Source organism: Bordetella sputigena (assembly GCF_965137885.1).
GTDB classification, from domain to species: Bacteria; Pseudomonadota; Gammaproteobacteria; order Burkholderiales; family Burkholderiaceae_B; genus Bordetella_C; species Bordetella_C sputigena.
Map to the genome: position 1 here is coordinate 76,727 of NZ_CBCSCA010000001.1, position 23,738 is coordinate 100,464.

Genomic DNA, 23,738 nt, shown 5'->3' on the forward strand with positions numbered 1-23,738 from the left:
CTAGCGAAACCAGGTACGCGCGGCCACCGACCAGACCACCACCAGTCCATAGGTCACCATGGCAGTGGCACCCAGGATGTAAAAGGCCGTCAGCGACCGGGTCAGCGCGAGCACCGCGCCGCCCACGCCCACATACAGGACCAGACGCAGCCCGCCCGCGGTCAACGGCCATTTCAGTTTGCCCGCGCCCTGCGACGCGAAATACAGCGAAAATCCCAGCGCGAAGAAACCGTAGAAGGGCCCTACCAGTCGCAGGTAGGCCGCGCCCGCCTCCAGCAAACGGGCGTCAGTGCCGAACAGGCGCAGCCACGCATAGGGGAAGGCAGCGGCCAGCAAGCCGACAATCTCCGCCAGCGCGAACGCCATGGCGCCGCCGGCCAGCGCGATATGTCTGGCCCTTTCCTTTTGCCCCGCGCCGATATTCGAGCCGACCATGGCCACCATCGGCGCGCCCAATCCGAAAGCAAGTGGCATCAACAGATATTCCAGACGCGCGGCGGTTGCATAGCCCGCCAATGCCGCCGTGCCGCCGTAGGCGCCAACCAGCGCGCCGGTTATCGCGATAATGGCGTTAGTCAGTACGGGATTCAGGCAGGCGTAGCCGCCGACCGCAAGAATGCCGCGCATCATGCGCCAATGCAGGGCGCCGCGGACCAGTCTTGCGGCGTTGCGGCCGCTCACACAATAAGCGCCCAGGATCAGCATGCCCGCGGCATAGTACGCCACCAGCGCCCATGCGCCGCCGACCACGCCCAGCGGGGGCAGGGGACCGAGGCCGAATATCAAACACGGTGAAAGTGGGATCAGCAGGACCGCGCCGCCACAGATCACGGCACCCGGCACCAGCATATTGCCCGTGCCCCGTATCGCGCTTGCCAGTGCGTTCATCATCCACATCAAGGGCAGGCCCGCGAACACCACATGGCCGTATGCGGTGGCGGCGTCCAGCGCGGGCCCTTCCGCGCCGAGCAGGTGATACAGCTGCCTGCCGAATACCAGCAGCAGCAATGTAAACACCAGGCCGATGCCCCCGTTCAGCGCCAGGGCGTGCCGCACCAGGTGATTGGCATCGTCCCGCCGACCCGCTCCCAGTGCGCGGGCGATCGCGGAAGATATCCCGCCGCCCATCGCGCCCTGCGACATGTTCTGCATCAGCATTAGCACCGGCACGACCACGGCGACGCCTGCCAGCACGTTGGTTCCCAGCTTTGCCAGGAACCAGGTTTCTATCAAGCCGGTCGACGACTGGGCCAGCATCATCAACATATTCGGCCAGCTCAGGCGTATCAGCGTCGCGGCGACCGGCGCGTGCAACATGGCCTGCAGGCGAGGATTCGCGGCTGGAATGGTCGTGCTGGAAGTAGCGGATGTCATGTGTGCACGGCGACGGCGATGGTGAACCTATACTGGCATATGCAACTACTTCCGCAATTTACTTGCATATGCCGATAAGGTCAAAGAGACCGTGCCGGTGCTTCCGCTATCGCGATAAAGCGGGAATAGAATAGACGTACGCGTAGCCACCGGCGCGGTCGTCGCAACGCGGCGCGTTCCGTTTATTACCGTTATGCCTAAACCAGATTCCAAAGATCCTGGCGTTTGCAACGGCGCCGCCTTGCGCAAGGCGACGCGTCGGGTGACGCAGCTCTATGACAGCGTGCTCGCGCCCTGCGGGCTGAAAGTGTCCCAGCGATCGATCCTGCTTCATGTGGATCGCGCCGGCACGCCCACCATGACGGAGTTGGCGCATGCGATGGTGCTGGATCGTTCGGCCCTGGCCCATAACCTGAAGCCGCTGGAACGCGACGGTTATCTGGTGCAGATCCGCGACGAACGTGACGGCCGCAGCCGTCGCGTGCGGTTGACCACGGAAGGGCGACGTAAATTGGCCGAATCCACGCGGCTTTGGCGCCAGGCGCAGAACCGGTTCGAAACCGCTTACGGCGCGGAACGCGCCGCGGCGCTGCGGGTTGCGCTCGCCGATATTTTCTCGGACGAGTTCGCCGACGCATTCAACCGAGCCTGATCGCCAGGCTAGGCGGGACGCCGTAGTTCAGGTCAGGCAAATTGGATGGGCTGATCGTCGGATCCATCGCCGCCGGCGAGCGAGGTTTGCGCAGGGGTGCTGGAATCGTCGCCCGCGGCGAGCATCGTCTGCCCCGCGTCGTTGGAACCATCACCGTCCGCCAGCAGGATTTGTCCTGGCTCGGCGCCTGAATCGCCGCCGTCCGCCTGCGCCACGCCGCCCGCCAACGCCAGGGCGACAAAGAGCGAAAACGCAAAGATCTTCTTCATGACATTCTCCGAAGGAAGCTCCCTGAGGAGCCGCGGCCCATGGCCGCTGGGATGTGAAGATTCTTGCGCAATGGCTGACTAGGGTAAACCCTTAAATCAGGAAACTCTATCCCATAGCCATTATTAATGGCGCTGGCCCCTCCCGTTTCCTCGTCGAAGAGGGGCCGTCGGCTTTCTTTTGTCCCTAATAAATGGGGATGGTCAGGCCACGTTGCCGCCCTTGTGGATAGCCTCTATGGAGAACGCGTGTGCAAACGATGTGGATCATTTGGGCACAAGCAGCGGCTGGGGACGCATCCAGAAAGTTGCTCATGTTTTCCCCTGCCGCCAAACAGAACTCCTGCACAGAAAAAAAACGCTGTAAGTCTTTGCCGGCGCAAGGTTTTCCATGGGTTGTGCAGTTATCCACAGACACCCATCATTATTAGTCTTTATATATAGAACAAAAGATATGAAAACATTCTTCCTTCTCCAGCGCGGTACGCGGCGCTTCGCTTCCGCCCTGGACGGAACCTTTGCAACCCGCGTGTGTGTCGCCCGATTGAGGTCCGACACGAAACCAGGCCCTGGAGCCCTACAGACGGCTCCCAACGCGTTCACGTCGCGACGGCGTGGCCCCGACCCTGGTCCTACACCCGCGCAGCCTTGGCGAGCTTCCTTTCCCGGCTCGGGTGCCCAAGATGGCGTGTGGCAACGGCTGGTGAGGGACGCGGTCCTGCCCGTGCTAGCCGCGATGTATCGGCGCCCCTCGCGCTCACGGACGCGCCCGGCTGTGCATAACAGCTATGAAGCCGCCCTGTGTACACGGTGTGGATGGCCTACGAACAAAGGCACTATTTATTGGCGACGTCAAAGTTGTTCAACTTTGGCCTTGTCACAGAACATCGTTACCGCACACCGTAAAACGCGCGTAAATGCCTGATGGCGTTCAGGAATCGGAAGTTGTCCAGTTATCCACAGACACCCATCACCACCATTCTTTTTATATAAAAGAAAAGAAGAGAAAAAGAGATGGCGCCCATACTCACATCAGAACCGCGGCTCCCGCTATAGCCCCATGGAAGGACCCTCACGGTCCACCAGGACAAAGGTCGGGCAGCGGAAATAAAAAAGGCAGCCCTACGGGCTGCCTGGTTTGTACGACGCGTACGCTATTCACCCGAAAGGGGTGGGTCAGACCGTCTGCAATCGCTCCAGCGCCTGGTCGAGCGTTTCATCGCGCTTGGCAAAGCAGAATCGAATCAGCTTGTGATTCGATTCCGGCGCGTCAGGGCTTTGGTAGAAGGCCGAGATGGGAATTACCGCCACGCCGTGCTCGGTAGTCAGCCAGCGGGCGAATTCAGCCTCGGGGAGATCCGATATCGCGCTGTAGTCGGCCATCATGAAGAAGGTGCCCGGACTGGGCAGCGGCCGGAAACGCGTCCGCGCCAGCCCGGCACGCAGGCGATCCCGCTTGGCTTGGTAGAAGGCCGGCAACTGAAGATAGGGTTGCGGGTCCCGCATGTATTCCGCATAGGCGAATTGCATGGGCGAGGGGACCGTGAACACCATGAATTGGTGGACTTTGCGCAGCTCCGCGGTCAGGTGACGCGGCGCGCAACAGTAGCCCAGTTTCCAGCCAGTCGTGTGATACGTCTTGCCGAACGAAGAGATCACGAAGGCATGTTCGGCAAGTAAAGGTCGCCGCGACAGGCTGGCGTGTTCGTGGCCATCGAACACGATGTGTTCATAGACCTCGTCGGACACCAGCAGCACACCGGTTTCACGCACAATGGCTTCCAGCGCGTCCAGGTCGGTGTCCTGGAGGACCGCGCCGGTGGGGTTGTGCGGAAAGTTCAACATGAGCAGACGGGTCTTGGGCGTGATGGCGTCGCGCACCCGCTGCCAATCGATGCGGTAGTAGGGGTCATCTGATGTCGGAGCACGTAGCGGCACCGGCACGGCAGTACCGCCGGCCAGCCGGATCCCCGGCAAATAGGAGTCGTAGCACGGCTCTATCACCACCACTTCGTCGCCGGTGTTCACCGCGGCCAGTATGGTGGCCATCAAGGCCTCCGTGGCCCCGCTGGTGACCGTGATTTCGGTCTCTGGATCATAGGCATGGCCGTAGAGGTTTTGGGTCTTTTCGGCGATCGCCTGGCGCAGAGGCGCGACCCCGGGCATATAGGGGTATTGGTTGTGCCCGTCGGCCATGGCCTTGGACACCAGGTCCAGCAGGGCAGGGTCGGGGTTGAAATCCGGGAACCCCTGTCCCAGGTTGATCGCCTTGTGCTCTATCGCCAGACGGCTCATCACGGTGAATATGGTGGTGCCAATGTCGGGCAGCTTCGAACGGATCATGGTGGGTGCGGCTGTAAGAAGTTGGGAGGGTACGCAAGGTGTGGAAGTATCCCACCAGCCACCGCCGGCGGCATAGGGTGGTGCGGCCCCGGTCAGCGGGCCGCGTGTTACATGGGCGCCAAACTCAGAAACTTGTGAGCCAAGTTAAAAAAAAACGACATAGGGGTAAACAACTATTTGTCCCTGTCGTAACGGCTGAGTATGCTCGACTCGCCGTTGTATTCAAGTCGAGTGTCTGTCTCGTTTCGCTGCAGCCCGGCCCGTCATGGACGGGTTCTGCGCGACCCCGATGGTCGTAACACGTTCGCGTCAGCGTCCTTGAATCACATCTGCGCACAGCATTGTGTTTTTATAGGACGTTATAGAAATGGTTCAGAAGGGCAAAGTGAAGTGGTTCAACGCTGACAAGGGCTATGGGTTCATCACCCCCGACGCCGGCGGCGTCGACGTCTTCGCGCATTTTTCGGCAATCCAGGGACGCGGCTATCGCAGCTTGAACGAAGGCCAGGACGTGGAGTTCGAAGTCAAGGACGGCCCCAAAGGTCCTCAAGCCGCCGACATCCGTCCGCTGTAGTAGTACCCATTTTTATTAGACCTGCTTTGCGGTGCCGGCCTCGCCGGCCTTTTATCGCCCTGGTAGCCCACCGGCTTCTGGGGCGTTATGTTTTTGTGCCGTGAATAACCCTGTGGATAAATTGAGGATAGGTTCTCCGTGGAGGCGCGGGCGGCGCCTCCTGGGCCTGAAGAGCGCCCCCGTTTATCCAGTCAGGAGATAAGTTATACACAGGGAGCGGCTCCCTGGCGGGGATAAGTGTGAGCGCCTTCTTGCGGCCAAATTCGCCGGCTCCTGGTAGTTTTTATATCGCGTTGTAGATACGCGCCCCTTTTTTCGGCCCTTTTTGTAGTTTTGGCGCGTCTTTTGCCGAGTGCGCTGGTCGCGCCGCGCGACCATCGAGCCATCCGTCAGTTGTTGTTCACAAAACTATCCCCAGTTCCGCTATTTCGCCCCGACGAGTCGCCGCCTTGTGGGTACATCTGTGGATAGCTCGTAAGCCGAGGGATGTGGCCCCGCCTTTTCAATTCGCGAGGGTCACTGCTCTGGCGGCCGAGTTTCCTGGTTGGAGCGGGGGGGGACGGCCGCCGGATTCGGCCGTGGCGCTACAGCGCATGCACTGCTCCTCGGTATGTTCCGGTTGGATAGACCCTGCTTCTGATGGCCTAGGAATTCCGGCCTACGTTTCACGTGGAACATCTACGCCGATCCGTCTCGTGCAATAGAAATCCGGTGCGGTGAACCGCTGGCGGGTTCATCGGCTAAACGTTCCAGGTTCCCCAGGTCGCCAAACGGGGCGTGGCTGGCGAAGGCGTACGTGTTGCCGTGCCGGTCCAACATTGCAGCTGGACGATATTCTTGGTTCGCGCACTGCTTTAGCTCGCAATGGACCGAGCCGCAAGGTAGCGGGATTGTAGTCGCCGTGATCCAGGTTCGCCGGTCGACATCTCCAAGTACCTACACTAATACAAAGATGCCCGGACGGAGCGTCAACGTTGCTACCGTGTGGAACTGCCTGGATCACGGGCATGCATCGCCTCGATGTTCCACGTGGAACATCGGTTTCGGGTTTGCTATACCTTTTGGCTATCCCAACGGCCAAGTACGCCGCCCGCTTGGTCGGGAATCCATTCATTGGCGCCGCGCCCCGGGGCGCGGCGCGTTCGGTGTGAAGGGAGCGCGCTCTCATACGCGCGAGAGGGAGTCCTCGCCAAGCGATTATGCCCGGGCCTATAACGGCCGGCTCCGGCAGGTCGGCGGCTGACCGGCAACATCCGCGGGCGTCTCTACATTGGTCGCGCGCTCCGGAGTTGTTTGCTGTGCGCCCAGCAACGGGAAGGCCGAGGGGCTTGTTTCACGTGAAACATGGCGGTTCTCACTCGATGACTATGATTGCCCTGGAGGTTTCACGTGAAACACTCGCAGCATCGTCAGCCTCTATAATTGCGCCTTAAAAGCTCTTTCTCCTGATCAGTACCATGGATTATCCCCGCGAGTTCGACGTCATAGTGGTGGGTGGTGGGCACGCCGGCACGGAAGCTGCATTGGCATCGGCCCGCATCGGCGCTAAGACGCTCCTGCTGACCCACAATATCGAGACCCTGGGCCAGATGTCCTGCAATCCGTCGATCGGCGGCATCGGCAAGGGGCACTTGGTAAAGGAAATCGACGCCCTGGGCGGTGCCATGGCCTTGGCCACGGACGAAGCGGGGATCCAGTTCCGTATTCTCAATGGTTCCAAAGGTCCGGCAGTCCGGGCGACACGGGCCCAGGCGGATCGTGTCCTCTATCGCAGGGCTATCCGCTCGCGGCTGGAAAATCAGCCCAACCTCTGGCTGTTCCAGCAGGCCGTCGATGACCTGATGGTGGAAGGCGACCGCGTGGTTGGCGCCGTGACGCAGATCGGCCTGAGGTTTCGCGCGCGCAAGGTGGTCCTGACTGCCGGGACGTTCCTGAACGGGCTGATCCATGTCGGGTTGCAGAACTACACGGCCGGCCGTGCGGGTGATCCGCCGGCGACTACCCTGGGCCAACGCCTGAAAGAACTGAAGCTGCCCCAAGGCCGTTTGAAGACCGGTACGCCTCCCCGTATCGACGGGCGATCCATCGACTACAGCATCCTGGAGGAACAGCCGGGAGACCTCGACCCCATCCCGGTGTTTTCCTTCATGGGTTCGGCGGCGATGCATCCACGGCAGCTGCCTTGCTGGATTACCCATACCAATGCGCGGACACACGACATCATTCGCGGCGGATTGGACCGGTCGCCCATGTACAGCGGCGTGATCGAAGGCATCGGGCCTCGTTACTGCCCGTCGATCGAAGACAAGATTCATCGTTTTGCCGACAAGGCGTCGCACCAGGTCTTCCTGGAGCCCGAAGGCCTGGATACCCACGAGGTTTACCCGAACGGTGTGTCCACCAGCTTGCCTTTCGATGTGCAGCTGGAATTGATCCATTCCCTGCCCGGGTTGGAGAACGCGCATATTCTGCGGCCCGGCTATGCGATCGAATATGACTACTTCGATCCCCGGGGATTGAAGTCGACTCTGGAAACCCGGGCGATCGCGGGCCTTTACTTCGCCGGCCAGATCAACGGCACCACGGGATATGAAGAGGCGGCCGCCCAAGGCCTGTTGGCCGGGCTGAACGCCGCACTGGCGGCACAGGATAAGGAAGGATGGACGCCCCGCCGCGACGAGGCATATCTCGGCGTGCTGGTCGATGACTTGATCACCCGAGGCGTCACGGAACCCTATCGCATGTTCACCTCGCGCGCCGAGTATCGGCTCAGCTTGCGCGAGGACAATGCGGACATGCGTTTGACCGAAACAGGCCGCAGGCTTGGCCTGGTGGATGATGCTCGCTGGGACGCTTTCCAGCGGAAACGCGGCGCGGTGGAAGCGGAGGTTCAACGGCTGCGCTCGACCTGGGTAACGCCGAGAAGTTTGCCGCCTGAAGTGGCCGAGCCTCTCCTGGGACAACAGATCGAACGTGAGTACTCACTATCAGACCTGCTCAAGCGTCCGACCGTGAACTATCGAAGTCTCATGACGGCCACGCTGCCCGATGGATCGCCGGTGGCGGGACCGGGACTCGCGGATGAGGACGCTGCCCAGCAGGTAGAGATCCAGGTGAAGTATGCCGGCTACATCGCCCGCCAGCAGGACGAGGTGCAGAAGCACATGGCGCACGAAGCGCAGCGCTTGCCGGACGATCTCGACTATGACGCCGTGCTGAGCCTGTCGTTCGAGGTACGGCAGAAGCTCAAGACGCACCGGCCGGAAACCATAGGGCAGGCCGCACGGATCTCCGGTGTCACGCCCGCCGCCATTTCCCTGCTGCTTATCCATCTGAAGCGCCTGCACTACGGCTCGCGCAAACGCGCCGCATGACGCCGGCGCAGGTATCGACGCAGGCAGCGTACGACGCCAGGCTTCGGCAGGCCTGCGCGGCGCTAGGCCTTGCGATCACGGACGAGCAGGCGGCCAAGCTGCTGGGCTATCTGCAATTGCTGCAGCGGTGGAATCGCACCTACAACCTGACCGCGGTCAGAGACCCCGGGCAGATGCTGGTGCAGCATATCTTCGACAGCCTTGCGGTGGTCGCGCCGCTGGACAGCGCGATGCCGGCGGACGGCAAGCTGTACGACGTAGGCTCGGGCGCCGGCCTGCCCGGCGTGGTCCTGGCCATTATGCGGCCTGACTGGCGGATCACCTGCATCGACGCGGTTGAGAAAAAGACCGCCTTCGTCCGGCAGGTGTCCGGAGCGCTGGCGCTGCCCAACCTGGCCACCCTGCACCAAAGGGTGGAACAGTTGCCGCCAGGGGCCTGCGATGTCGTCACGTCGCGCGCTTTTGCCTCGCTGCAGGACTTCGCACGCCTTGCGGGACAGCATGTCGCCACCGGTGGTACCCTGCTGGCCCTGAAAGGGAAAGTCCCGGATGAGGAAATCGACCGGTTGCAGGCCGAGCAGGAATGGCGTGTCACTCGTATCGACCCGGTTTCTGTTCCCGAACTCGACGCGCAACGATGCCTGATATGGATGCGCCGCGCTGGCGCAGGTAGTCAAGGAAATCCATGAACCAAACTGAGCCCAGTAAAACCGCCCGAGTCTTCTGCATCGCGAACCAGAAGGGCGGTGTCGGCAAGACGACCACGGCCATCAATCTGGCGGCGGGCCTGGCCACGCATGGCAAGCGCGTATTGCTGGTCGACCTGGATCCGCAGGGCAACGCTACCATGGGCAGCGGCATCGACAAGGCGGGACTGCAATCGAATCTGTACGAGGTGCTGATCGGCGACACGACCATCGCCGACGCGCGCGTGCGGTCCGAAGTAGGCGGCTATGACGTACTTCCCGCCAATCGCGAACTGGCCGGCGCCGAGATCGACCTGGTGCAAATGGAAGAACGCGAACGCCAGCTCAGGAACGCGCTGGACACGGTGGCCCTGGAATACGACTTCATCCTGATCGACTGCCCGCCCACCTTATCGCTGCTTACGTTGAACGGCCTTGCCGCCGCGCACGGCGTCATCATTCCGATGCAGTGCGAGTACTTCGCCCTGGAAGGGCTGTCCGATCTGGTGAACACGATCAAGCGCGTACACCGCAACATCAACCCGCAGCTGCGCGTTATCGGCTTGCTGCGCGTGATGTTCGATCCGCGCATGACACTGCAGCAGCAGGTTTCCGCGCAGCTTGAGGCGCACTTCGGCGACAAGGTCTTCACGACGGTGGTGCCGCGTAACGTGCGGCTTGCCGAAGCGCCCAGTTATGGCATGCCCGGTGTCGTGTACGACCGGACCTCGCGGGGCGCGCAGGCTTATATATCCTTCGGCGCGGAGATGATCGAGCGCGTGCAGGCCTTGGTGGATTGAAGCCGTGCGCGATGCTGCCGCCATTCCGTTATCCGAATCCAGCACAAAGGCGCGCGACACCCTCGATGCCTTGGCGCTGCGCATAGAGGAAGCGGCGCTGAACGCCACGGCCGTGCGCGAGCAAATGCTCTACGATGGCTGGCTGGTGCGATGGGCGCCTTCGGCCGCCAAGCGCGCGCGCAGCATCAACGTCATCGCCGCGCCGCATCGCGACCTGGAAGAGAAGCTTGCGTACTGCGCCGATCTGTACCGGCGCGCGTCGCTGCCGCTGATATTCCGGCTGACGTCCGCCAGCCTCGACCCCACCCTGGATGAGCAGCTGGGCGCGCGGGGATTGCACCGATACGGCGAGAACGTCGTCATGGTTGCCACCCTGCGCGGGAAGCGGTTCCCCGCCGCGCCGGGCACGCTACGATACGAGCAGGCCGACCCTTTCCAATTCGGGGAGCTCGCCGGGACGTTGCGCGGTTCCGCGCCGGAACATGTGGCGGAACACCAGCGTCGTCTGGCCACCATCGCGGTGCCTTGCATCAGGCTGGTGGCGCGCGACGATGCCGGCCATTGCGTGGCGACCGGCATGGCGGTCATTGACGGCGACCTGGCGGGAATCTTCGACGTGGCCGTGGATGAAGGAATGCGGCGCCGCGGCTATGCACGCCAGGTCATGCATCGCCTGTTCGACGTTGCTCGCGACGCGGGCGCCGCCTGCGCCTATCTGCAGGTCGAGCAAAGTAACTTTGCCGCGCGGCGGCTTTATGCATCGCTGGATTTCTCCGACCGGTACACGTATTGGTACCGCACGCATCAACACGCATGAGCGGCCCCACCGGCACGCTGGGAATATTTTGTTATGGCCACCAAAAAACCAAAGGGACTCGGGCGCGGACTTGACGCCTTGCTGGGCGCCGACATGCCCGCCATAGAAACGCTGGGCAAGAACGCGCCGAAAGCGGAGGGACCGCCCAACGTGCTGCCGGTAACGGTGATGCGTGCCGGCAAGTACCAGCCGCGCACGCGCATGGATGAAGGCGCGCTGAACGAGCTGGCGGAATCGATACGTACGCAAGGCATCATGCAGCCCATCCTGGTCCGTCCGCTCACCGACGGCGCCATGGGCCAGTATGAAATCATCGCCGGTGAACGGCGCTTTCGCGCGGCCCAACTGGCGGGGCTGAAGGAAGTTCCGGTGCTGGTGCGCGAGGTGCCAGACGAGAACGCCGCGGTCATGGCGCTGATCGAGAACATCCAGCGCGAAGACCTGAACCCCCTGGAAGAAGCGCAGGGCGTGCGGCGCCTGCTCGATGAGTTCGGCCTGACGCATGAGCAGGCCGCGCAGTCCATCGGCCGCTCCCGTTCCGCCACCAGCAACCTGCTGCGGCTGCTGAACCTGGCGCCGGCGGTGCAAACCATGCTGCTGGCGGGCGATATCGACATGGGCCACGCGCGCGCGCTGCTGGCCGTCGACGGCGCGACCCAGATACAGCTCGCCAACCAGGTCATCGCCAAGCGGTTGTCCGTGCGCGACGCGGAGAAGCTCGTTGCCAAGGCGGCAAAGGAATCCGAGCCCGTCTCGCGCAAAAAGAACGTAGGCAATTCACGCGACGTCGCCCGCCTGGAAGAAGCGATATCGGACTTCCTGGGTACCCGCGTCAGCCTGAAGATAGGCGCGCGTGAGCGGGGCCAGATCGTCATCGATTTCCACGGTTGGGATCATCTCAACGCCCTGCTGGAAAAGCAGGGCCTGGCGGGGGTCCTGGACAATGCCTGATCGCGGGCGGCTACCGGTCATCGCGGTGCTGGCCACGGGCGGGACCATCGCCGGCGCGCAAACGCCGCAGCAGGGCGTGGGTTACGTTGCCGGGGCTTACGACATCGCTACCTTATTGGCGGCCGTGCCCGCCCTGGCCGGGATCGCCGACCTGCGCGCCGAGCAGATCGCCAACGTGGGCAGCCAGGATATGAATCACGCCGTCTGGCACGCGCTCGCGGTGCGCATAGCCGCGCTGGGCGCCGATCCTGAGGTCGACGGCATCGTGGTCACGCATGGCACCGACACACTTGAAGAAACCGCGTATTTTCTGGATCTCGTCATTCCTCCGGGCAAACCGCTCGTGCTGACCGGCGCCATGCGTCCGGCGACCGCGCTGGGCGCCGATGGCCCGGCCAATCTGTACGCCGCGGTGACCCTGGCCGGGCACGAGCAGGCGCGCGGACGCGGCGCGCTGGTGGTGATGAATGAAGACATCCATGAAGCGCGCGGCGTGCAGAAAGTCGCGGCCGCCGGCCTGGCCGCGTTCGCGTCGCCGGATCGCGGGCCCGCCGGGGTCATGCAGGCGGGCCGCCCCTGGTTCCATCGTGATCTCGCGGCGTCTCCGCAGGAAATGACGTCCCTGCGGGATACAACCCCGCCGCAAGAACACGCGCCTTGGCGCGCCGCGGATTTGCCCGCACCGGCACTATGGCCGCGCGTGGGCATCGTCTACGCGCATGCCGATATGCAGGCGGACCTGATCGACTTCATGGCCGAGCGCTACCAGGGTCTGGTGCTGGCCGGCGTGGGCGACGGCAATGCCAACGCACCGGCACTGCAGGCGCTGGCCAAGGCCGCCGCGCGTGGTGTCGCGGTCGTACGCGCGTCTCGTACGCGGCGTGGCCGCGTGGCCCGCAATGTCGAAGTCAACGACGACGCCTCGGGCTTCATTGCCGCGGGCGACCTGAATCCCGAGAAAGCCCGCGTCCTGCTGACGCTGGCGCTGATGTCCGGCATGGACCGCGCGGCATTGTGCCGCTGCTTCGAAACCGCCTGACGGCCGAACAGCGTCACGCCAGCACAACGCTGCCGACAGCGCCTGCAAGCATGTCGTAGCCTTCCTTGGCCTCGGATTTCCGATTCGTGATCAGGACGGCCACGCGATCCGCCGCGCAATAGGACGCCCGCGCGTTGACCGCGATGCTGGCGTCGTCCGCAATCACCATGATGCGGCTGGCGTTGGCCGCCATCGCGCGTCCGAGTTCGGCGTGCGCCAGGTCGGCATGGGTGGCGCCATGGCGGGCATCGAAACCGGTAGGGAAGAGCAGGGCGGCGTCGGCCGTGTAACGGTGGATTTCCGCGATAGCGCGATCCCCCTGCGTCCCCGCCAGTGGCGCGCGTACCGCGCCGCCCAGCACGAATACGCGGTTGCCATGCGCCGCGTGCTCGTCGCTGGTGGCGACGCGCGTGGCCGCCTCGAAGGAATTGGTGATCAGCGTAATGCCGTGCAGGGCGCTCAGCGCGTCGGCCAGATGCGTCGCCATGAGGCCTGCCTCCATATATACCGTCAGGTCGTTGGACAGCCTGGCGACCGCCGCGCGGGCGATATTGCGCGCATGGCGGCCGTCCGGTGGACGCGTACCCATGGCCGCCGGCCCGGCTTCCGGAAGTACCGCGCCGCCATGCGAACGGCGCAGCGCGCCCAGGGCCTCCAGCGCGATCAGATCGCGCCGCACGGTTTCGCGCGATACGCCCAGTTCGTCGACGATGCGGTCCGTCGACACACTGCGCATGGCTTCAAGCATTTTGCGTATACGCTGATACCGTTCTTCCTGCCACATGATGACCCGCTTCATTGCGCCGCGGCTATGTTTGCAAACTTGCGCCAAGGTGTCTAGACTCGATTGCAAGACGCGCGCGAGCCGCAGGCCGCTCACAGGCACGGACAAGGCCACACACAAAGCTTCACACAAGGCCACACAAGTACCACGCCGGCGCCGCGACGCTTACGGTTTTGACTCAGCCAAGGATGGTCGCACCATGCAGGCAGAAGGGGTAAGAACCGCGGACGATGCCGCGCGGCTGATCCAGTCCAGCGCTCTGACGCACATCAAAGTAGGCCTGTCCGACATCGACGGCGTCATGCTCGGCAAGTATCTGCGCAAGGAAAAATTCCTGTCGGCGCTGAACTCCGGCCTGGCGTTCTGCGATGTCGTGTTCGGCTGGGACGTCGACGACCAGCTTTACGACAATGGCCGCTACACCGGGTGGCATACCGCCTATCCCGATGCCCAGATGCGCATCGATCCGGCAAGCTGCCGACGGGTGCCATTGGAAAAGGGTCCCGCCGGACAGGACATGCTGCTGTTTCTGGCGGACTTCACCGGATCCGCCGCGGAAGTCTGTCCACGCCAACTGCTGCAGCGGGTCATCCAGCGCGCCGAAGACATGGGCTATGAGCCCTATGCGGCGCTGGAATACGAGTTCTTCATGTTCCGGGAAACGCCGCAGTCCGCGCGTGAAAAAGGTTATCGCGACCTGCAGACCTGGACGCCGGGCAACTTCGGCTATTCCATGCTCCGCAGCACGGTCAACAGCGATTTCTATCGCCAGTTGCTCGATCTGTCCGAACGCATGGACATGCCCATCGAAGGCCTGCATACGGAAACAGGACCGGGGGTGCTGGAAGCCGCCCTCGCCGTGGATCGTGCGGCGGCCGCGGCGGACAAGGGCTTTCTGTTCAAGACCTTCACCAAGGCGCTGGCCCAGCAGAACGGGCTGATGGCGACGTTCATGGCCAAGTGGTCGCATCATCATTCGGGGCAGAGCGGACATATCCATCTTTCGCTGCGTGACCGTGTCACCGGCAAGTCGGCGTTCCACGATGGCACGCATCCGCATGGCATGAGCGCCACGCAAAGCGCCTTTGTCGCGGGCCTGCAGCGCTATCTGCCGGAGTTCATGGCGATGTATGCGCCGACCATCAACAGCTACTCGCGCTTGGTACCGGGATTCTGGGCGCCGCTGGACGCGACCTGGGGCATCGAAAACCGCACGACGGCATTGCGCGTGATTCCGGGCAGCGACAAATCGCAGCGCGTGGAAGTACGTATCGGCGCGGCCGACGCCAATCCGTATCTGGCCCTGGCCGCGGCGCTCGCATCCGGCTTGCGCGGCGTCGAACTGCAATTGCAGGCCGAGGCGCCCGTAACGGGCAATGCTTATGAACGGCAGTTTCCCGACGCGCTGAAGCTGCCCACGACGCTGTGGGAAGCCGCGCAACGGCTGAAGCAATCCGAGGCGGCGCGCGCCTGCTTCGGCGATGCCTTCGTCGAGCACTACGCGGCCACGCGCGAATGGGAAGAACGCATGTTCCGGCGTCATGTCACGGACTGGGAGCTTGCCCGGTATTTCGAAATCATCTAGGCCCATGGAGCCGCAGGCATGTCCAGCGAACTTATCACCATCAGCCCCATCGACGGCCGCGAAGTGGTATGCAGGCCTTATGCCACGGAATCCCAGATACAGCGCACCCTGCAAGATGCGCAGGCAGCGCAAAGACGATGGCGCGATACGGATCTGGCGGAACGGGCGCGCCTGCTGAGCGCCGCCGTCGACCACGTCCTTGTCGCCAGGCAGGACATCGCGCAGGCGATTACCTTGCAAATGGGCCGGCCCGCGCGACATGCGCCGTCGGAAGTGGACGGCTTCGCGCAGCGCGCCCGCCATATGATCGCCATCGCGGCGGACGCCCTGCAACCCATCGCCGCGGAGGCGGGCACCGAACACGATCGCTTCATCCGCCGTGAGCCTTTGGGCGTGACCCTGACCATCGCGCCCTGGAACTATCCCTTGCTCACGGCCGTCAACAGCATCGTTCCCGCCCTTATGGCGGGCAATGCGGTGGTGCTGAAGCACTCCGACCAGACGCCGCTGTGCGCGGAGCTGTTGCAGCAGGCCTTTGCGCATGCGGACCTGCCTGAAGGCCTCTTCGCGTATGTGCATGCCGACCACGACACCACGCAGCGGCTGGTGCGCGCGCCGGCCGTCCGCTTCGTGTCCTTCACGGGATCGGTGCGCGGCGGCCGGGCGGTGGAAGAGAGCGCCTGTGGCCGCTTCATCGGCGTGGGCCTGGAGCTCGGCGGCAATGACGCCGCTTATGTGCGCGGCGATGCCGACATCGAAGCCGCCGTGGAATCGCTGGTCGATGGCGCTTTCTTCAATGCCGGGCAATCGTGTTGCGGCATACAGCGCGTCTACGTCGCGCGGCGCTTGTACCAGGCTTTTGTCGAGCAGGCGGCCGATCTGACGAACCGCTATGTACTGGGCGATCCGCGCATGGCGGAAACCACGCTGGGTCCGGTCGTGCGCCGGTCCGCCGCGGCGTCGGTGCGCGAAGTGATCGCCGAAGCGCTGGCCATGGGCGCACGCAATGTGGCCGATCCGGCCTACTTCCCTGCCGCGCGCGAGGACACCGCTTATGTCGCGCCCGCTGTGCTGACCGACGTCGACCATACGATGCGCGTGATGCGCGAAGAATGCTTCGGCCCCGTCGTCGGCGTCATGCCGGTGGACAGCGACGAAGACGCCGTAGCGTTGATGAATGACAGCGATTACGGGCTGACCGCCGCGATATACACGCGCGATCGCGATGCCGCGGTGGCCATCGGCCGGCAGGTGCAGGCGGGCACCATCTTCATGAATCGCTGCGATTACCTGGACCCCGGCCTGGCCTGGACCGGCGTCAAGGACAGCGGCCGCGGCGTGTCGCTGTCGCGGCTGGGCTATGAGCAATTGACGCAACCCAAATCGTTTCACCTGCGCGCGCTTTGAAGCGCGCCAACTCCCCGCGCCATATGCCGATGCCCGCATGAGCGCGCCATCGGCACGAGAGGTCAACCATGGATCTGCCCCACGTGAACTGGAATTACCCGACGGCGATCAAGGCCGGCCCGGGACGTATCGCCGAGTTGCCCCAGCTGTGTTCCGGGCTGGGCATGCGCAGCCCGCTGATCGTCACCGATCCTGGCATCGCCGCGTTGCCCATGCTGGAGCGCGTGCGCGCGGCCTGTGCGGATGCGGGCCTGCGGTGCGGCGTGTTCCACGACATCAAAGGCAACCCCACCGGACGCAATGTCGACGCCGGGGTGAAGGCGTTCCGTAGCGGCGGCCATGACGGGGTCATCGCTTTCGGTGGCGGCTCGGCGCTGGATGCGGGCAAGGCCGTCGCGCTGATGGCCGGACAGGACCGCCCGCTATGGGATTTCGAGGATGAAGGCGACAACTACCAGCGCGTCAAGGTGGATGGCATGGTGCCCGTCGTGGCCGTGCCCACGACCGCGGGCACGGGTTCCGAAGTAGGCCGCGTCGCCGTCATCACGGACGAGGAAGCCCGGCTCAAACGCCTGATATTTCATCCCCGCATGATGCCCGGCGCGGTCATCCTCGACGCCGAGCTCACGACCGGGCTGCCTGCCAAGGTGACCGCGGCGACCGGCATGGACGCCTTGTCCCATTGCCTGGAGGCCTACTGTTCGCCGATGTACCACCCGATGGCCGCCGGCATCGCGCTGGAGGGTATGCGCCTGATCCATCATCATCTGCCGCGCGCGGTCGCCGATGGTGAAGATCTCGCCGCGCGCCACCACATGCTGGTGGCTTCCTGCATGGGCGCCACCGCATTCCAGCGCGGCCTGGGCGCCATGCATGCCCTGGCCCATCCCCTGGGCGCGCTGTACGACGCGCATCATGGGCTGCTCAACGCGATCCTGATGCCGTACGTCGTCCAGGCCAACGCCCATGCCATCCGCGCGCCGCTGGCCGCCCTGGCGCGCTATCTGGCACTGCCGGCGGCATCGGCCGAAGGCGTGCAGGCCTGGATCCTTTCGCTGCGGGAGCGCCTCGGCATCCCGCACGCACTGTCCGAAATCGGGCTGGACGACCACGAGGCGGAGCGGGTGGGGCGCATGGCCGCGGCGGATCCTTCGGCCGCTACCAATCCGGTTCGCCTGGACGCGGGCCAGTACGCCGCCCTGTTTCGAGCGGCGGTCGCCGGCCGCCTGGATGAGAAGGGCGCCCCCATGGCGGCATGAGGGCCCGCCTTCCGCATCCTGGCCCGTTTCTTGCCGCGAGCGATTTGACACCCGCGCCGAAAGTCACCATAATTTCAAGTTCTCCGCTGGAGGGGTGCCCGAGTGGTTAAAGGGGGCAGACTGTAAATCTGTTGGCCTTGCGCCTACATTGGTTCGAATCCAATCCCCTCCACCAGAGACCGCGCGATCAAGGATCGGCAAATCGCCTGTGATAGTCAGTCGGGCGTTGTCAGCCCGGCGCGTGTAACGCGATTCTCATGTGCCTGGCCCAGAGCCGATGTCGGCTCCGGCGATACAGGCGGCTCCGGAAAATCCAGGCGAAGTCTGCCTGGATTTGCAGTGTCTGGGGGGCGTCGTTACACATCGGCTGGCAGGTGCGCGCAAGTCGCGGCGGTCTGGTGTTTCAGCGGGGAGCAGGTTGGGAAACGGTACGCCGCGGGTGTAGCTCAATGGTAGAGCAGAAGCCTTCCAAGCTTACGACGAGGGTTCGATTCCCTTCACCCGCTCCAGGTTTTTTACGGTGCGCGGTTCTTGCAGTTCGGCCGCGCATTTGCAGGACCAGTTTTTATCGCCCATGTGGCTCAGTGGTAGAGCACTCCCTTGGTAAGGGAGAGGTCACGCGTTCGATCCGCGTCATGGGCACCACGCATTTGTCTTCACTTTAGTCAGATCCGCACATCCAGTCAGGAGTCAGCCATGGCAAAAGGCAAGTTTGAACGTACCAAGCCGCACGTGAACGTGGGTACGATCGGTCACGTGGACCACGGCAAAACGACGTTGACGGCGGCGATCACGACGGTGCTGTCGAACAAGTTCGGCGGCGAAGCGAAGGCGTACGACCAGATCGACGCGGCGCCGGAAGAGAAGGCGCGCGGTATCACGATCAACACGGCGCACGTGGAATACGAGACGGAATCGCGTCACTACGCGCACGTTGACTGCCCGGGCCACGCTGACTATGTGAAGAACATGATCACGGGCGCGGCGCAGATGGACGGTGCGATCCTGGTGGTGTCGGCCGCCGACGGCCCGATGCCGCAGACGCGCGAACACATTCTGCTGAGCCGCCAGGTGGGCGTGCCGTACATCATCGTGTTCCTGAACAAGGCGGACATGGTGGATGACGCCGAGCTGCTGGAGCTGGTGGAAATGGAAGTTCGGGAGCTGCTGTCGAAGTACGACTTCCCGGGCGACGATACGCCGATCGTGAAGGGTTCGGCCAAGCTGGCGCTGGAAGGCGACAAGGGCGAGCTGGGCGAGCAGGCGATTCTGAAGCTGGCCGAAGCGCTGGACACGTACATCCCGACGCCGGAGCGCGCGGTCGACGGTACGTTCCTGATGCCGGTGGAAGACGTGTTCTCGATCTCGGGTCGCGGCACGGTGGTGACCGGCCGTATCGAGCGTGGCGTGATCAAGGTTGGCGAGGAAATCGAAATCGTCGGTATCAAGCCGACGCTGAAGACGACCTGCACGGGCGTGGAAATGTTCCGCAAGCTGCTGGACCAGGGCCAGGCCGGTGACAACGTGGGTATTCTGCTGCGCGGCACCAAGCGTGAGGAAGTCGAGCGTGGCCAGGTGCTGGCCAAGCCGGGCTCGATCACGCCGCACACGGATTTCGACGCCGAGGTGTACATCCTGTCCAAGGAAGAAGGTGGCCGTCACACGCCGTTCTTCAACGGCTATCGTCCGCAGTTCTACTTCCGTACGACGGACGTGACGGGCACGATCGAGCTGCCCAAGGACAAGGAAATGGTCCTGCCGGGCGACAACGTGTCGATGAAGGTCGCGCTGCTGGCGCCGATCGCCATGGAAGAAGGCCTGCGCTTCGCGATCCGCGAAGGCGGCCGTACCGTGGGCGCCGGCGTGGTTGCCAAGATCATCAAGTAATTCTCGACGCCGCGGGGCCGGGAGCATCTCGTGTTCCCAGCCCCGAAAATTCGCTGGACACGCCAGCGAAAAAAGTAGTATTATGGATGGTTCCGCAAGGTTCCATCCTTCGTTTTTGGTTCGCCGGTCTGTTTTGGCTGAACAAGCCAAACCGAAGCCAAACCCGAGGTCGAAATCGAGAGATCGAATTCGGTAAAGCTAAACCGGTAAGCCAGACGGCGAAGTGAAGGTCAGGGTCTCTAGCTGGCTGTGTTGCAACCGTCACCATCGTGCGGATGTCTACAGTGGCGCGTGACTAGAGGGGTATAGCTCAATTGGCAGAGCGTCGGTCTCCAAAACCGAAGGTTGTAGGTTCGATTCCTACTGCCCCTGCCAGCCCGCCTTCCTCTCCCCAGCCTGCCGGAAATCTTTGCAAGCTGCGCATCTACGGCGGGCTTGCTGCGCAAAATGTCTAATACCAGCGTCGAAACCGTAACCAGTACCGCCGATCGGTTGAAGCTTGCCCTGGCGGTACTCGTCATCATTGCTGGAATCGTTGGGTTCTCGGTGTTGAGCGCGCAGCCCATGGCCGCTCGCATCGGGGTATTCGTCGGTGGCCTGATCCTGGCGGCCGTCATTGCCTGGTTCAGCGAGCCGGGGCGTCGCACCCTCAGCTTCGCCAGCGAGTCCTACAACGAAGTCAAGCGCGTCTCATGGCCCACGCGCAAGGAAACGACCCAGATGACGGGTATCGTTTTCGCCTTCGTGGCCATCATGGGCATCTTCATGTGGGTGCTCGACAAGGGCATCGAGTGGATCATTTACGGCCTGCTGCTGGGCTGGAAATAAGGGACGGCACATGAGCAAACGTTGGTACGTCGTCCATGTTTATTCCGGCATGGAAAAAAGCGTGCACAAGGCGCTGCTCGAACGCATCGAGCGGGCCGGCCTGCAGACCTCTTTCGGGCGCATTCTGGTGCCGTCCGAAGAAGTCGTCGAGATGAAAGGCGGCCAGAAGTCGATTTCGGAACGTCGGATTTTCCCGGGCTACGTCCTGGTGGAAATGGACCTGACGGACGAAACCTGGCATCTGGTCAAGAACACCAATCGCGTCACCGGCTTCCTGGGTGGCTCGGGCAATCGTCCTTCGCCCATCTCCGAGAAAGAAGTCGAAAAGATTCTTTCCCAGATGGAAGAAGGCGTCGAAAAGCCGCGGCCCAAGATTCTGTTCGAAGTGGGCGAGATGGTGCGCGTGAAGGAAGGCCCCTTCGCGGACTTCAACGGCAATGTCGAAGAAGTCAATTACGAAAAGAGCAAGGTGCGCGTGTCGGTGACCATTTTTGGCCGCGCCACGCCTGTCGAACTGGATTTCAGTCAGGTCGAAAAGACCTGACCTTTATTGTTTCAACCCTCAATCCCCCGGGGAGCCCGTGTTGACCGCGGGCGTTTGAACCCGCAAGGAGCAAAGCATGGCGAAGAAGATCGTCGGCTTTATCAAGCTGCAAGTGCCGGCTGGTAAGGCTAACCCGTCTCCCCCGATCGGTCCGGCGCTGGGTCAGCGCGGCCTGAACATCATGGAATTCTGCAAGGCGTTCAACGCCAAGACGCAGGGCATGGAGCCCGGTCTGCCGATTCCGGTGGTGATCACCGCCTTCGCGGACAAGAGCTTCACCTTCATCATGAAGACCCCGCCCGCGACGGTCCTCATCAAGAAGGCGGCCGGTGTGCAGAAGGGTTCGCCCAAGCCGCATACCGACAAGGTGGGCAAGCTGACGCGCGCCCAGGCCGAGGAAATCGCCAAGACCAAGGAACCCGACCTGACGGCGGGCGATCTGGAAGCCGCGGTGCGCACCATCGCCGGCAGCGCCCGCAGCATGGGCATCACGGTTGAGGGGATCTGATCATGGCAAAACTGTCCAAGCGTGCCGCCGCCCTGCGTGAAAAGATCGATCGTACCAAGCTGTACCCGGTCGACCAGGCGCTGAGCCTCATCAAGGAAACCGCCACCGCCAAGTTTGACGAATCCGTCGACGTGGCCGTGCAGCTGGGCATCGATCCCAAGAAGTCCGACCAACTGGTCCGTGGCTCCGTGGTCCTGCCCGCCGGTACCGGCAAGAGCGTGCGCGTCGCCGTGTTCGCCCAAGGCGACAAGGCCGAGGCCGCCAAGGCCGCCGGCGCCGACATCGTCGGCCTGGAAGACCTGGCCGAGCGCATCAAGGGTGGCCAGATGGATTTCGACGTGGTCATCGCCTCGCCCGACACCATGCGCGTCGTCGGCGCCCTGGGCCAGATCCTGGGTCCGCGTGGCCTGATGCCGAACCCCAAGGTCGGCACGGTGACGCCCGACGTCGTGACGGCGGTGAAGAACGCCAAGGCCGGCCAGGTGCAATACCGTACGGACAAGGCGGGTATCGTCCACGCCACCATCGGCCGCGCCTCTTTCGGCGTGGAACAGCTGCAAACCAACCTGGCTGCCCTGGTTGACGCCTTGAACAAGGCTCGTCCCGCTGCCGCCAAGGGCGTGTATCTGCGCAAGCTGGCCGTGTCGTCCACGATGGGCGGCGGCGCGCGCGTGGAAATCGCCTCGCTGACCACGCCGGCTGCCTGATAGCCGGCATCCGGACCCGGCCTTCATACAAGGCCGAGACCGGAAAGGCATTACAGAACTTTGGGCTGCGTCCGGATCCGTCCGGACGTTGCTGTCAAAGACCGCTGGAGCAAGCCGCCGTGCAATGGCGTACTGCGCAAGCAGAACCCCAACGCAGGCGACGAGCTTAATCCCGAAGCCCGCATGGTTCGGATCCAGCGTAGACGGCGTCCCATGGAAGATTTCTTTATAAGAACTCGACCAGGTCGCCGCATTCGGTTGACGTTCCGGGCCCCCCGCCTGAAGCGTCTTTTGATGGAGTGTTCAAACCGTGAGTCTCAATCGCCAAGAGAAAGCGGTGGTAATCGAGGAAGTCTCGGCGCAGGTCGCCAAGGCGCAATCGATTGTTATCGCCGAGTACCGTGGTCTGGACGTCGCCTCTGTCACCGTACTGCGCAAGACTGCGCGTCAATCGGGCGTGTACCTGCGTGTTCTGAAGAACACGCTGGCTCGTCGCGCTGTGAACGGCACGGCTTTCGAGCCGCTGTCCAAGCAGCTGACCGGTCCGCTGATCTACGGTATCAGCGCTGATCCGGTCGCGCCGGCCAAGGTGCTCTCCGACTTCGCAAAGACCAACGACAAGCTGGTCATCAAGGGCGGCTCGCTGCCCAACAACCTGTTGAACCAGGAAGGCGTCAAGGCTCTGGCCACGCTGCCTTCGCGCGACGAGTTGTTGTCGAAGTTGATGGGCACCATGCAAGCCCCGATTGCGCAATTTGCACGTACGCTCAACGAAGTTCCGACCAAGTTCGCTCGCGGCCTCGCCGCCGTGCGCGATCAGAAGGCCGCGGCCTAAAGCCTGCCCTTACGGAAAATCGTTGTCGACGAAGCGACACCGAACCTGGCATTACCAAAATCTGGAGTTCTTGAAAAATGGCACTTAGCAAAGCTGAAATCCTTGACGCCATCGCTGGCATGACCGTGCTCGAACTGTCCGAGCTGATCAAGGATATGGAAGAGAAGTTTGGCGTGTCGGCTGCCGCCGCCGCCGTGGCCGTGGCTGCCCCCGCCGCTGGTGGCGCCGGCGCCGCCGCTGCTGAAGAGCAGACCGAGTTCACCGTCATCCTGGCTGAAGCCGGTGCGAACAAGGTCAGCGTCATCAAGGCCGTTCGCGAACTGACGGGCCTGGGCCTGAAGGAAGCGAAGGACCTGGTCGACGGCGCGCCGAAGCCTGTGAAGGAAGGCATCGCCAAGGCTGACGCCGAAGCTGCGAAGAAGAAGCTGGAAGAAGCTGGCGCCAAGGTCGAAGTCAAGTAAGACCTTTTGCCAGTTGCCCGGGGACAGCGCAGTTTGCCGTCCCCGGGCTTTTGCGTT

22 protein-coding genes and 4 tRNA genes are annotated in these 23,738 nt (G+C 63.1%); 22 read left to right on the forward strand and 4 right to left on the reverse strand.

What is annotated here, in order from left to right; genetic code table 11:
* The gene (locus ACNA0R_RS00360; protein ID WP_415823921.1) at positions 1-1,374 is read right to left on the reverse strand and encodes an MATE family efflux transporter; all 1,374 of its coding nucleotides are present in this window, start codon (positions 1,372-1,374) and stop codon (positions 1-3) included.
* Positions 1,375-1,567: 193 nt separating this feature from the next.
* Here ACNA0R_RS00360 and ACNA0R_RS00365 point away from each other — a divergent pair, with 193 nt between their 5' ends.
* Entirely contained in the window at positions 1,568-2,026 is a 459-nt protein-coding gene (locus ACNA0R_RS00365) for a MarR family winged helix-turn-helix transcriptional regulator (protein WP_415823922.1), read from the forward strand.
* Positions 2,027-2,058: 32 nt separating this feature from the next.
* On the opposite strand, the gene ACNA0R_RS00370 is transcribed toward ACNA0R_RS00365, so the two are convergent.
* On the reverse strand, positions 2,059-2,295 hold the full coding sequence (locus ACNA0R_RS00370) for a hypothetical protein (protein ID WP_415823924.1): 237 nt from the start codon (positions 2,293-2,295) through the stop codon (positions 2,059-2,061).
* Between the two features lie 1,173 nt (positions 2,296-3,468).
* Positions 3,469-4,635, reverse strand: coding sequence for a pyridoxal phosphate-dependent aminotransferase (locus ACNA0R_RS00375; RefSeq protein ID WP_415823925.1), 1,167 nt, complete (start codon positions 4,633-4,635; stop codon positions 3,469-3,471).
* Between the two features lie 367 nt (positions 4,636-5,002).
* Here ACNA0R_RS00375 and ACNA0R_RS00380 point away from each other — a divergent pair, with 367 nt between their 5' ends.
* From ACNA0R_RS00380 to ACNA0R_RS00410, 7 genes are all read left to right on the forward strand, one after another.
* Positions 5,003-5,209 carry a cold-shock protein gene (locus ACNA0R_RS00380; RefSeq protein ID WP_066357490.1) on the forward strand — a complete coding sequence of 69 codons (207 nt, stop codon included), beginning with the start codon at positions 5,003-5,005 and terminating at the stop codon, positions 5,207-5,209.
* 1,457 nt (positions 5,210-6,666) lie between these two features.
* Positions 6,667-8,583, forward strand: coding sequence for a tRNA uridine-5-carboxymethylaminomethyl(34) synthesis enzyme MnmG (gene mnmG, locus ACNA0R_RS00385; protein WP_415823926.1), 1,917 nt, complete (start codon positions 6,667-6,669; stop codon positions 8,581-8,583).
* On the forward strand, positions 8,580-9,272 hold the full coding sequence (gene rsmG / locus ACNA0R_RS00390; protein ID WP_415823927.1) for a 16S rRNA (guanine(527)-N(7))-methyltransferase RsmG: 693 nt from the start codon (positions 8,580-8,582) through the stop codon (positions 9,270-9,272). The genes mnmG and rsmG overlap by 4 nt, the downstream gene beginning before the upstream one ends.
* Positions 9,269-10,069 carry a ParA family protein gene (locus ACNA0R_RS00395; protein WP_415823928.1) on the forward strand — a complete coding sequence of 267 codons (801 nt, stop codon included), beginning with the start codon at positions 9,269-9,271 and terminating at the stop codon, positions 10,067-10,069. The genes rsmG and ACNA0R_RS00395 overlap by 4 nt, the downstream gene beginning before the upstream one ends.
* A 4-nt stretch (positions 10,070-10,073) precedes the next feature.
* Positions 10,074-10,886 carry a GNAT family N-acetyltransferase gene (locus ACNA0R_RS00400; RefSeq protein WP_415823929.1) on the forward strand — a complete coding sequence of 271 codons (813 nt, stop codon included), beginning with the start codon at positions 10,074-10,076 and terminating at the stop codon, positions 10,884-10,886.
* 33 nt (positions 10,887-10,919) lie between these two features.
* The gene (locus ACNA0R_RS00405) at positions 10,920-11,837 is read left to right on the forward strand and encodes a ParB/RepB/Spo0J family partition protein (RefSeq protein WP_415823930.1); all 918 of its coding nucleotides are present in this window, start codon (positions 10,920-10,922) and stop codon (positions 11,835-11,837) included.
* Complete coding sequence (locus tag ACNA0R_RS00410) at positions 11,830-12,876, forward strand: asparaginase (RefSeq protein ID WP_415823931.1); 1,047 nt, start codon at positions 11,830-11,832, stop codon at positions 12,874-12,876. Before ACNA0R_RS00405 ends, ACNA0R_RS00410 begins: the two co-directional genes overlap by 8 nt.
* A 13-nt stretch (positions 12,877-12,889) precedes the next feature.
* On the opposite strand, the gene ACNA0R_RS00415 is transcribed toward ACNA0R_RS00410, so the two are convergent.
* Positions 12,890-13,675, reverse strand: a complete 786-nt coding sequence (locus tag ACNA0R_RS00415; protein WP_415823932.1) for a DeoR/GlpR family DNA-binding transcription regulator — start codon at positions 13,673-13,675, stop codon at positions 12,890-12,892.
* Positions 13,676-13,859: 184 nt separating this feature from the next.
* On the opposite strand from ACNA0R_RS00415, the gene ACNA0R_RS00420 reads away from it, so the two are divergent.
* The 14 genes from ACNA0R_RS00420 (at position 13,860) to rplL (ending at position 23,681) form a co-directional block, all read left to right on the forward strand.
* Complete coding sequence (locus ACNA0R_RS00420; protein ID WP_415823933.1) at positions 13,860-15,245, forward strand: glutamine synthetase family protein; 1,386 nt, start codon at positions 13,860-13,862, stop codon at positions 15,243-15,245.
* An 18-nt stretch (positions 15,246-15,263) separates the two neighbouring features.
* Positions 15,264-16,652: an aldehyde dehydrogenase family protein gene (locus ACNA0R_RS00425; RefSeq protein WP_415823934.1), complete on the forward strand. Its 1,389-nt coding sequence runs from the start codon at positions 15,264-15,266 to the stop codon at positions 16,650-16,652.
* 68 nt (positions 16,653-16,720) lie between these two features.
* Entirely contained in the window at positions 16,721-17,911 is a 1,191-nt protein-coding gene (locus ACNA0R_RS00430; RefSeq protein WP_415823935.1) for an iron-containing alcohol dehydrogenase, read from the forward strand.
* Positions 17,912-17,999: 88 nt separating this feature from the next.
* A tRNA-Tyr gene (locus tag ACNA0R_RS00435) sits at positions 18,000-18,086 on the forward strand.
* A gap of 260 nt (positions 18,087-18,346) precedes the next feature.
* Positions 18,347-18,420: transfer RNA gene (locus ACNA0R_RS00440), tRNA-Gly, on the forward strand.
* Positions 18,421-18,481: 61 nt separating this feature from the next.
* Positions 18,482-18,556 (forward strand) — tRNA-Thr (locus ACNA0R_RS00445).
* 51 nt (positions 18,557-18,607) lie between these two features.
* Positions 18,608-19,798: an elongation factor Tu gene (gene tuf / locus ACNA0R_RS00450; protein ID WP_066357411.1), complete on the forward strand. Its 1,191-nt coding sequence runs from the start codon at positions 18,608-18,610 to the stop codon at positions 19,796-19,798.
* Between the two features lie 299 nt (positions 19,799-20,097).
* Positions 20,098-20,173 (forward strand) — tRNA-Trp (locus tag ACNA0R_RS00455).
* 72 nt (positions 20,174-20,245) lie between these two features.
* Positions 20,246-20,626, forward strand: a complete 381-nt coding sequence (secE, locus tag ACNA0R_RS00460) for a preprotein translocase subunit SecE (RefSeq protein WP_415823936.1) — start codon at positions 20,246-20,248, stop codon at positions 20,624-20,626.
* A gap of 10 nt (positions 20,627-20,636) precedes the next feature.
* Positions 20,637-21,170, forward strand: a complete 534-nt coding sequence (nusG, locus tag ACNA0R_RS00465; RefSeq protein ID WP_086059100.1) for a transcription termination/antitermination protein NusG — start codon at positions 20,637-20,639, stop codon at positions 21,168-21,170.
* A gap of 76 nt (positions 21,171-21,246) precedes the next feature.
* Positions 21,247-21,678 (forward strand): 50S ribosomal protein L11, encoded by a 432-nt coding sequence (rplK, locus tag ACNA0R_RS00470; RefSeq protein WP_066357453.1) that lies wholly within the window; start codon positions 21,247-21,249, stop codon positions 21,676-21,678.
* Positions 21,679-21,680: 2 nt separating this feature from the next.
* Positions 21,681-22,385 (forward strand): 50S ribosomal protein L1, encoded by a 705-nt coding sequence (gene rplA, locus ACNA0R_RS00475; RefSeq protein ID WP_415823937.1) that lies wholly within the window; start codon positions 21,681-21,683, stop codon positions 22,383-22,385.
* Between the two features lie 310 nt (positions 22,386-22,695).
* On the forward strand, positions 22,696-23,220 hold the full coding sequence (gene rplJ, locus ACNA0R_RS00480) for a 50S ribosomal protein L10 (RefSeq protein ID WP_415823938.1): 525 nt from the start codon (positions 22,696-22,698) through the stop codon (positions 23,218-23,220).
* Positions 23,221-23,297: 77 nt separating this feature from the next.
* The gene (gene rplL, locus ACNA0R_RS00485; protein ID WP_415823939.1) at positions 23,298-23,681 is read left to right on the forward strand and encodes a 50S ribosomal protein L7/L12; all 384 of its coding nucleotides are present in this window, start codon (positions 23,298-23,300) and stop codon (positions 23,679-23,681) included.
* Positions 23,682-23,738: the final 57 nt, after the last annotated feature.

Excerpts from the sequence above, each read along its gene's own strand:
- ACNA0R_RS00375 (WP_415823925.1), bottom strand. The coding sequence starts at position 4,635 with ATGATCCGTTCGAAGCTGCCCGACATTGGCACCACCATATTCACCGTG.
- rplK (WP_066357453.1), top strand. The coding sequence starts at position 21,247 with ATGGCGAAGAAGATCGTCGGCTTTATCAAGCTGCAAGTGCCGGCTGGT.
- ACNA0R_RS00395 (WP_415823928.1), top strand. The coding sequence starts at position 9,269 with ATGAACCAAACTGAGCCCAGTAAAACCGCCCGAGTCTTCTGCATCGCG.
- ACNA0R_RS00370 (WP_415823924.1), bottom strand. The coding sequence starts at position 2,295 with ATGAAGAAGATCTTTGCGTTTTCGCTCTTTGTCGCCCTGGCGTTGGCG.
- ACNA0R_RS00365 (WP_415823922.1), top strand. The coding sequence starts at position 1,568 with ATGCCTAAACCAGATTCCAAAGATCCTGGCGTTTGCAACGGCGCCGCC.
- rplA (WP_415823937.1), top strand. The coding sequence starts at position 21,681 with ATGGCAAAACTGTCCAAGCGTGCCGCCGCCCTGCGTGAAAAGATCGAT.
- nusG (WP_086059100.1), top strand. The coding sequence starts at position 20,637 with ATGAGCAAACGTTGGTACGTCGTCCATGTTTATTCCGGCATGGAAAAA.
- secE (WP_415823936.1), top strand. The coding sequence starts at position 20,246 with ATGTCTAATACCAGCGTCGAAACCGTAACCAGTACCGCCGATCGGTTG.
- tuf (WP_066357411.1), top strand. The coding sequence starts at position 18,608 with ATGGCAAAAGGCAAGTTTGAACGTACCAAGCCGCACGTGAACGTGGGT.
- ACNA0R_RS00430 (WP_415823935.1), top strand. The coding sequence starts at position 16,721 with ATGGATCTGCCCCACGTGAACTGGAATTACCCGACGGCGATCAAGGCC.
- mnmG (WP_415823926.1), top strand. The coding sequence starts at position 6,667 with ATGGATTATCCCCGCGAGTTCGACGTCATAGTGGTGGGTGGTGGGCAC.
- ACNA0R_RS00420 (WP_415823933.1), top strand. The coding sequence starts at position 13,860 with ATGCAGGCAGAAGGGGTAAGAACCGCGGACGATGCCGCGCGGCTGATC.
- ACNA0R_RS00425 (WP_415823934.1), top strand. The coding sequence starts at position 15,264 with ATGTCCAGCGAACTTATCACCATCAGCCCCATCGACGGCCGCGAAGTG.
- ACNA0R_RS00415 (WP_415823932.1), bottom strand. The coding sequence starts at position 13,675 with ATGAAGCGGGTCATCATGTGGCAGGAAGAACGGTATCAGCGTATACGC.
- ACNA0R_RS00360 (WP_415823921.1), bottom strand. The coding sequence starts at position 1,374 with ATGACATCCGCTACTTCCAGCACGACCATTCCAGCCGCGAATCCTCGC.
- ACNA0R_RS00380 (WP_066357490.1), top strand. The coding sequence starts at position 5,003 with ATGGTTCAGAAGGGCAAAGTGAAGTGGTTCAACGCTGACAAGGGCTAT.
- ACNA0R_RS00405 (WP_415823930.1), top strand. The coding sequence starts at position 10,920 with ATGGCCACCAAAAAACCAAAGGGACTCGGGCGCGGACTTGACGCCTTG.
- ACNA0R_RS00410 (WP_415823931.1), top strand. The coding sequence starts at position 11,830 with ATGCCTGATCGCGGGCGGCTACCGGTCATCGCGGTGCTGGCCACGGGC.
- rplL (WP_415823939.1), top strand. The coding sequence starts at position 23,298 with ATGGCACTTAGCAAAGCTGAAATCCTTGACGCCATCGCTGGCATGACC.
- rsmG (WP_415823927.1), top strand. The coding sequence starts at position 8,580 with ATGACGCCGGCGCAGGTATCGACGCAGGCAGCGTACGACGCCAGGCTT.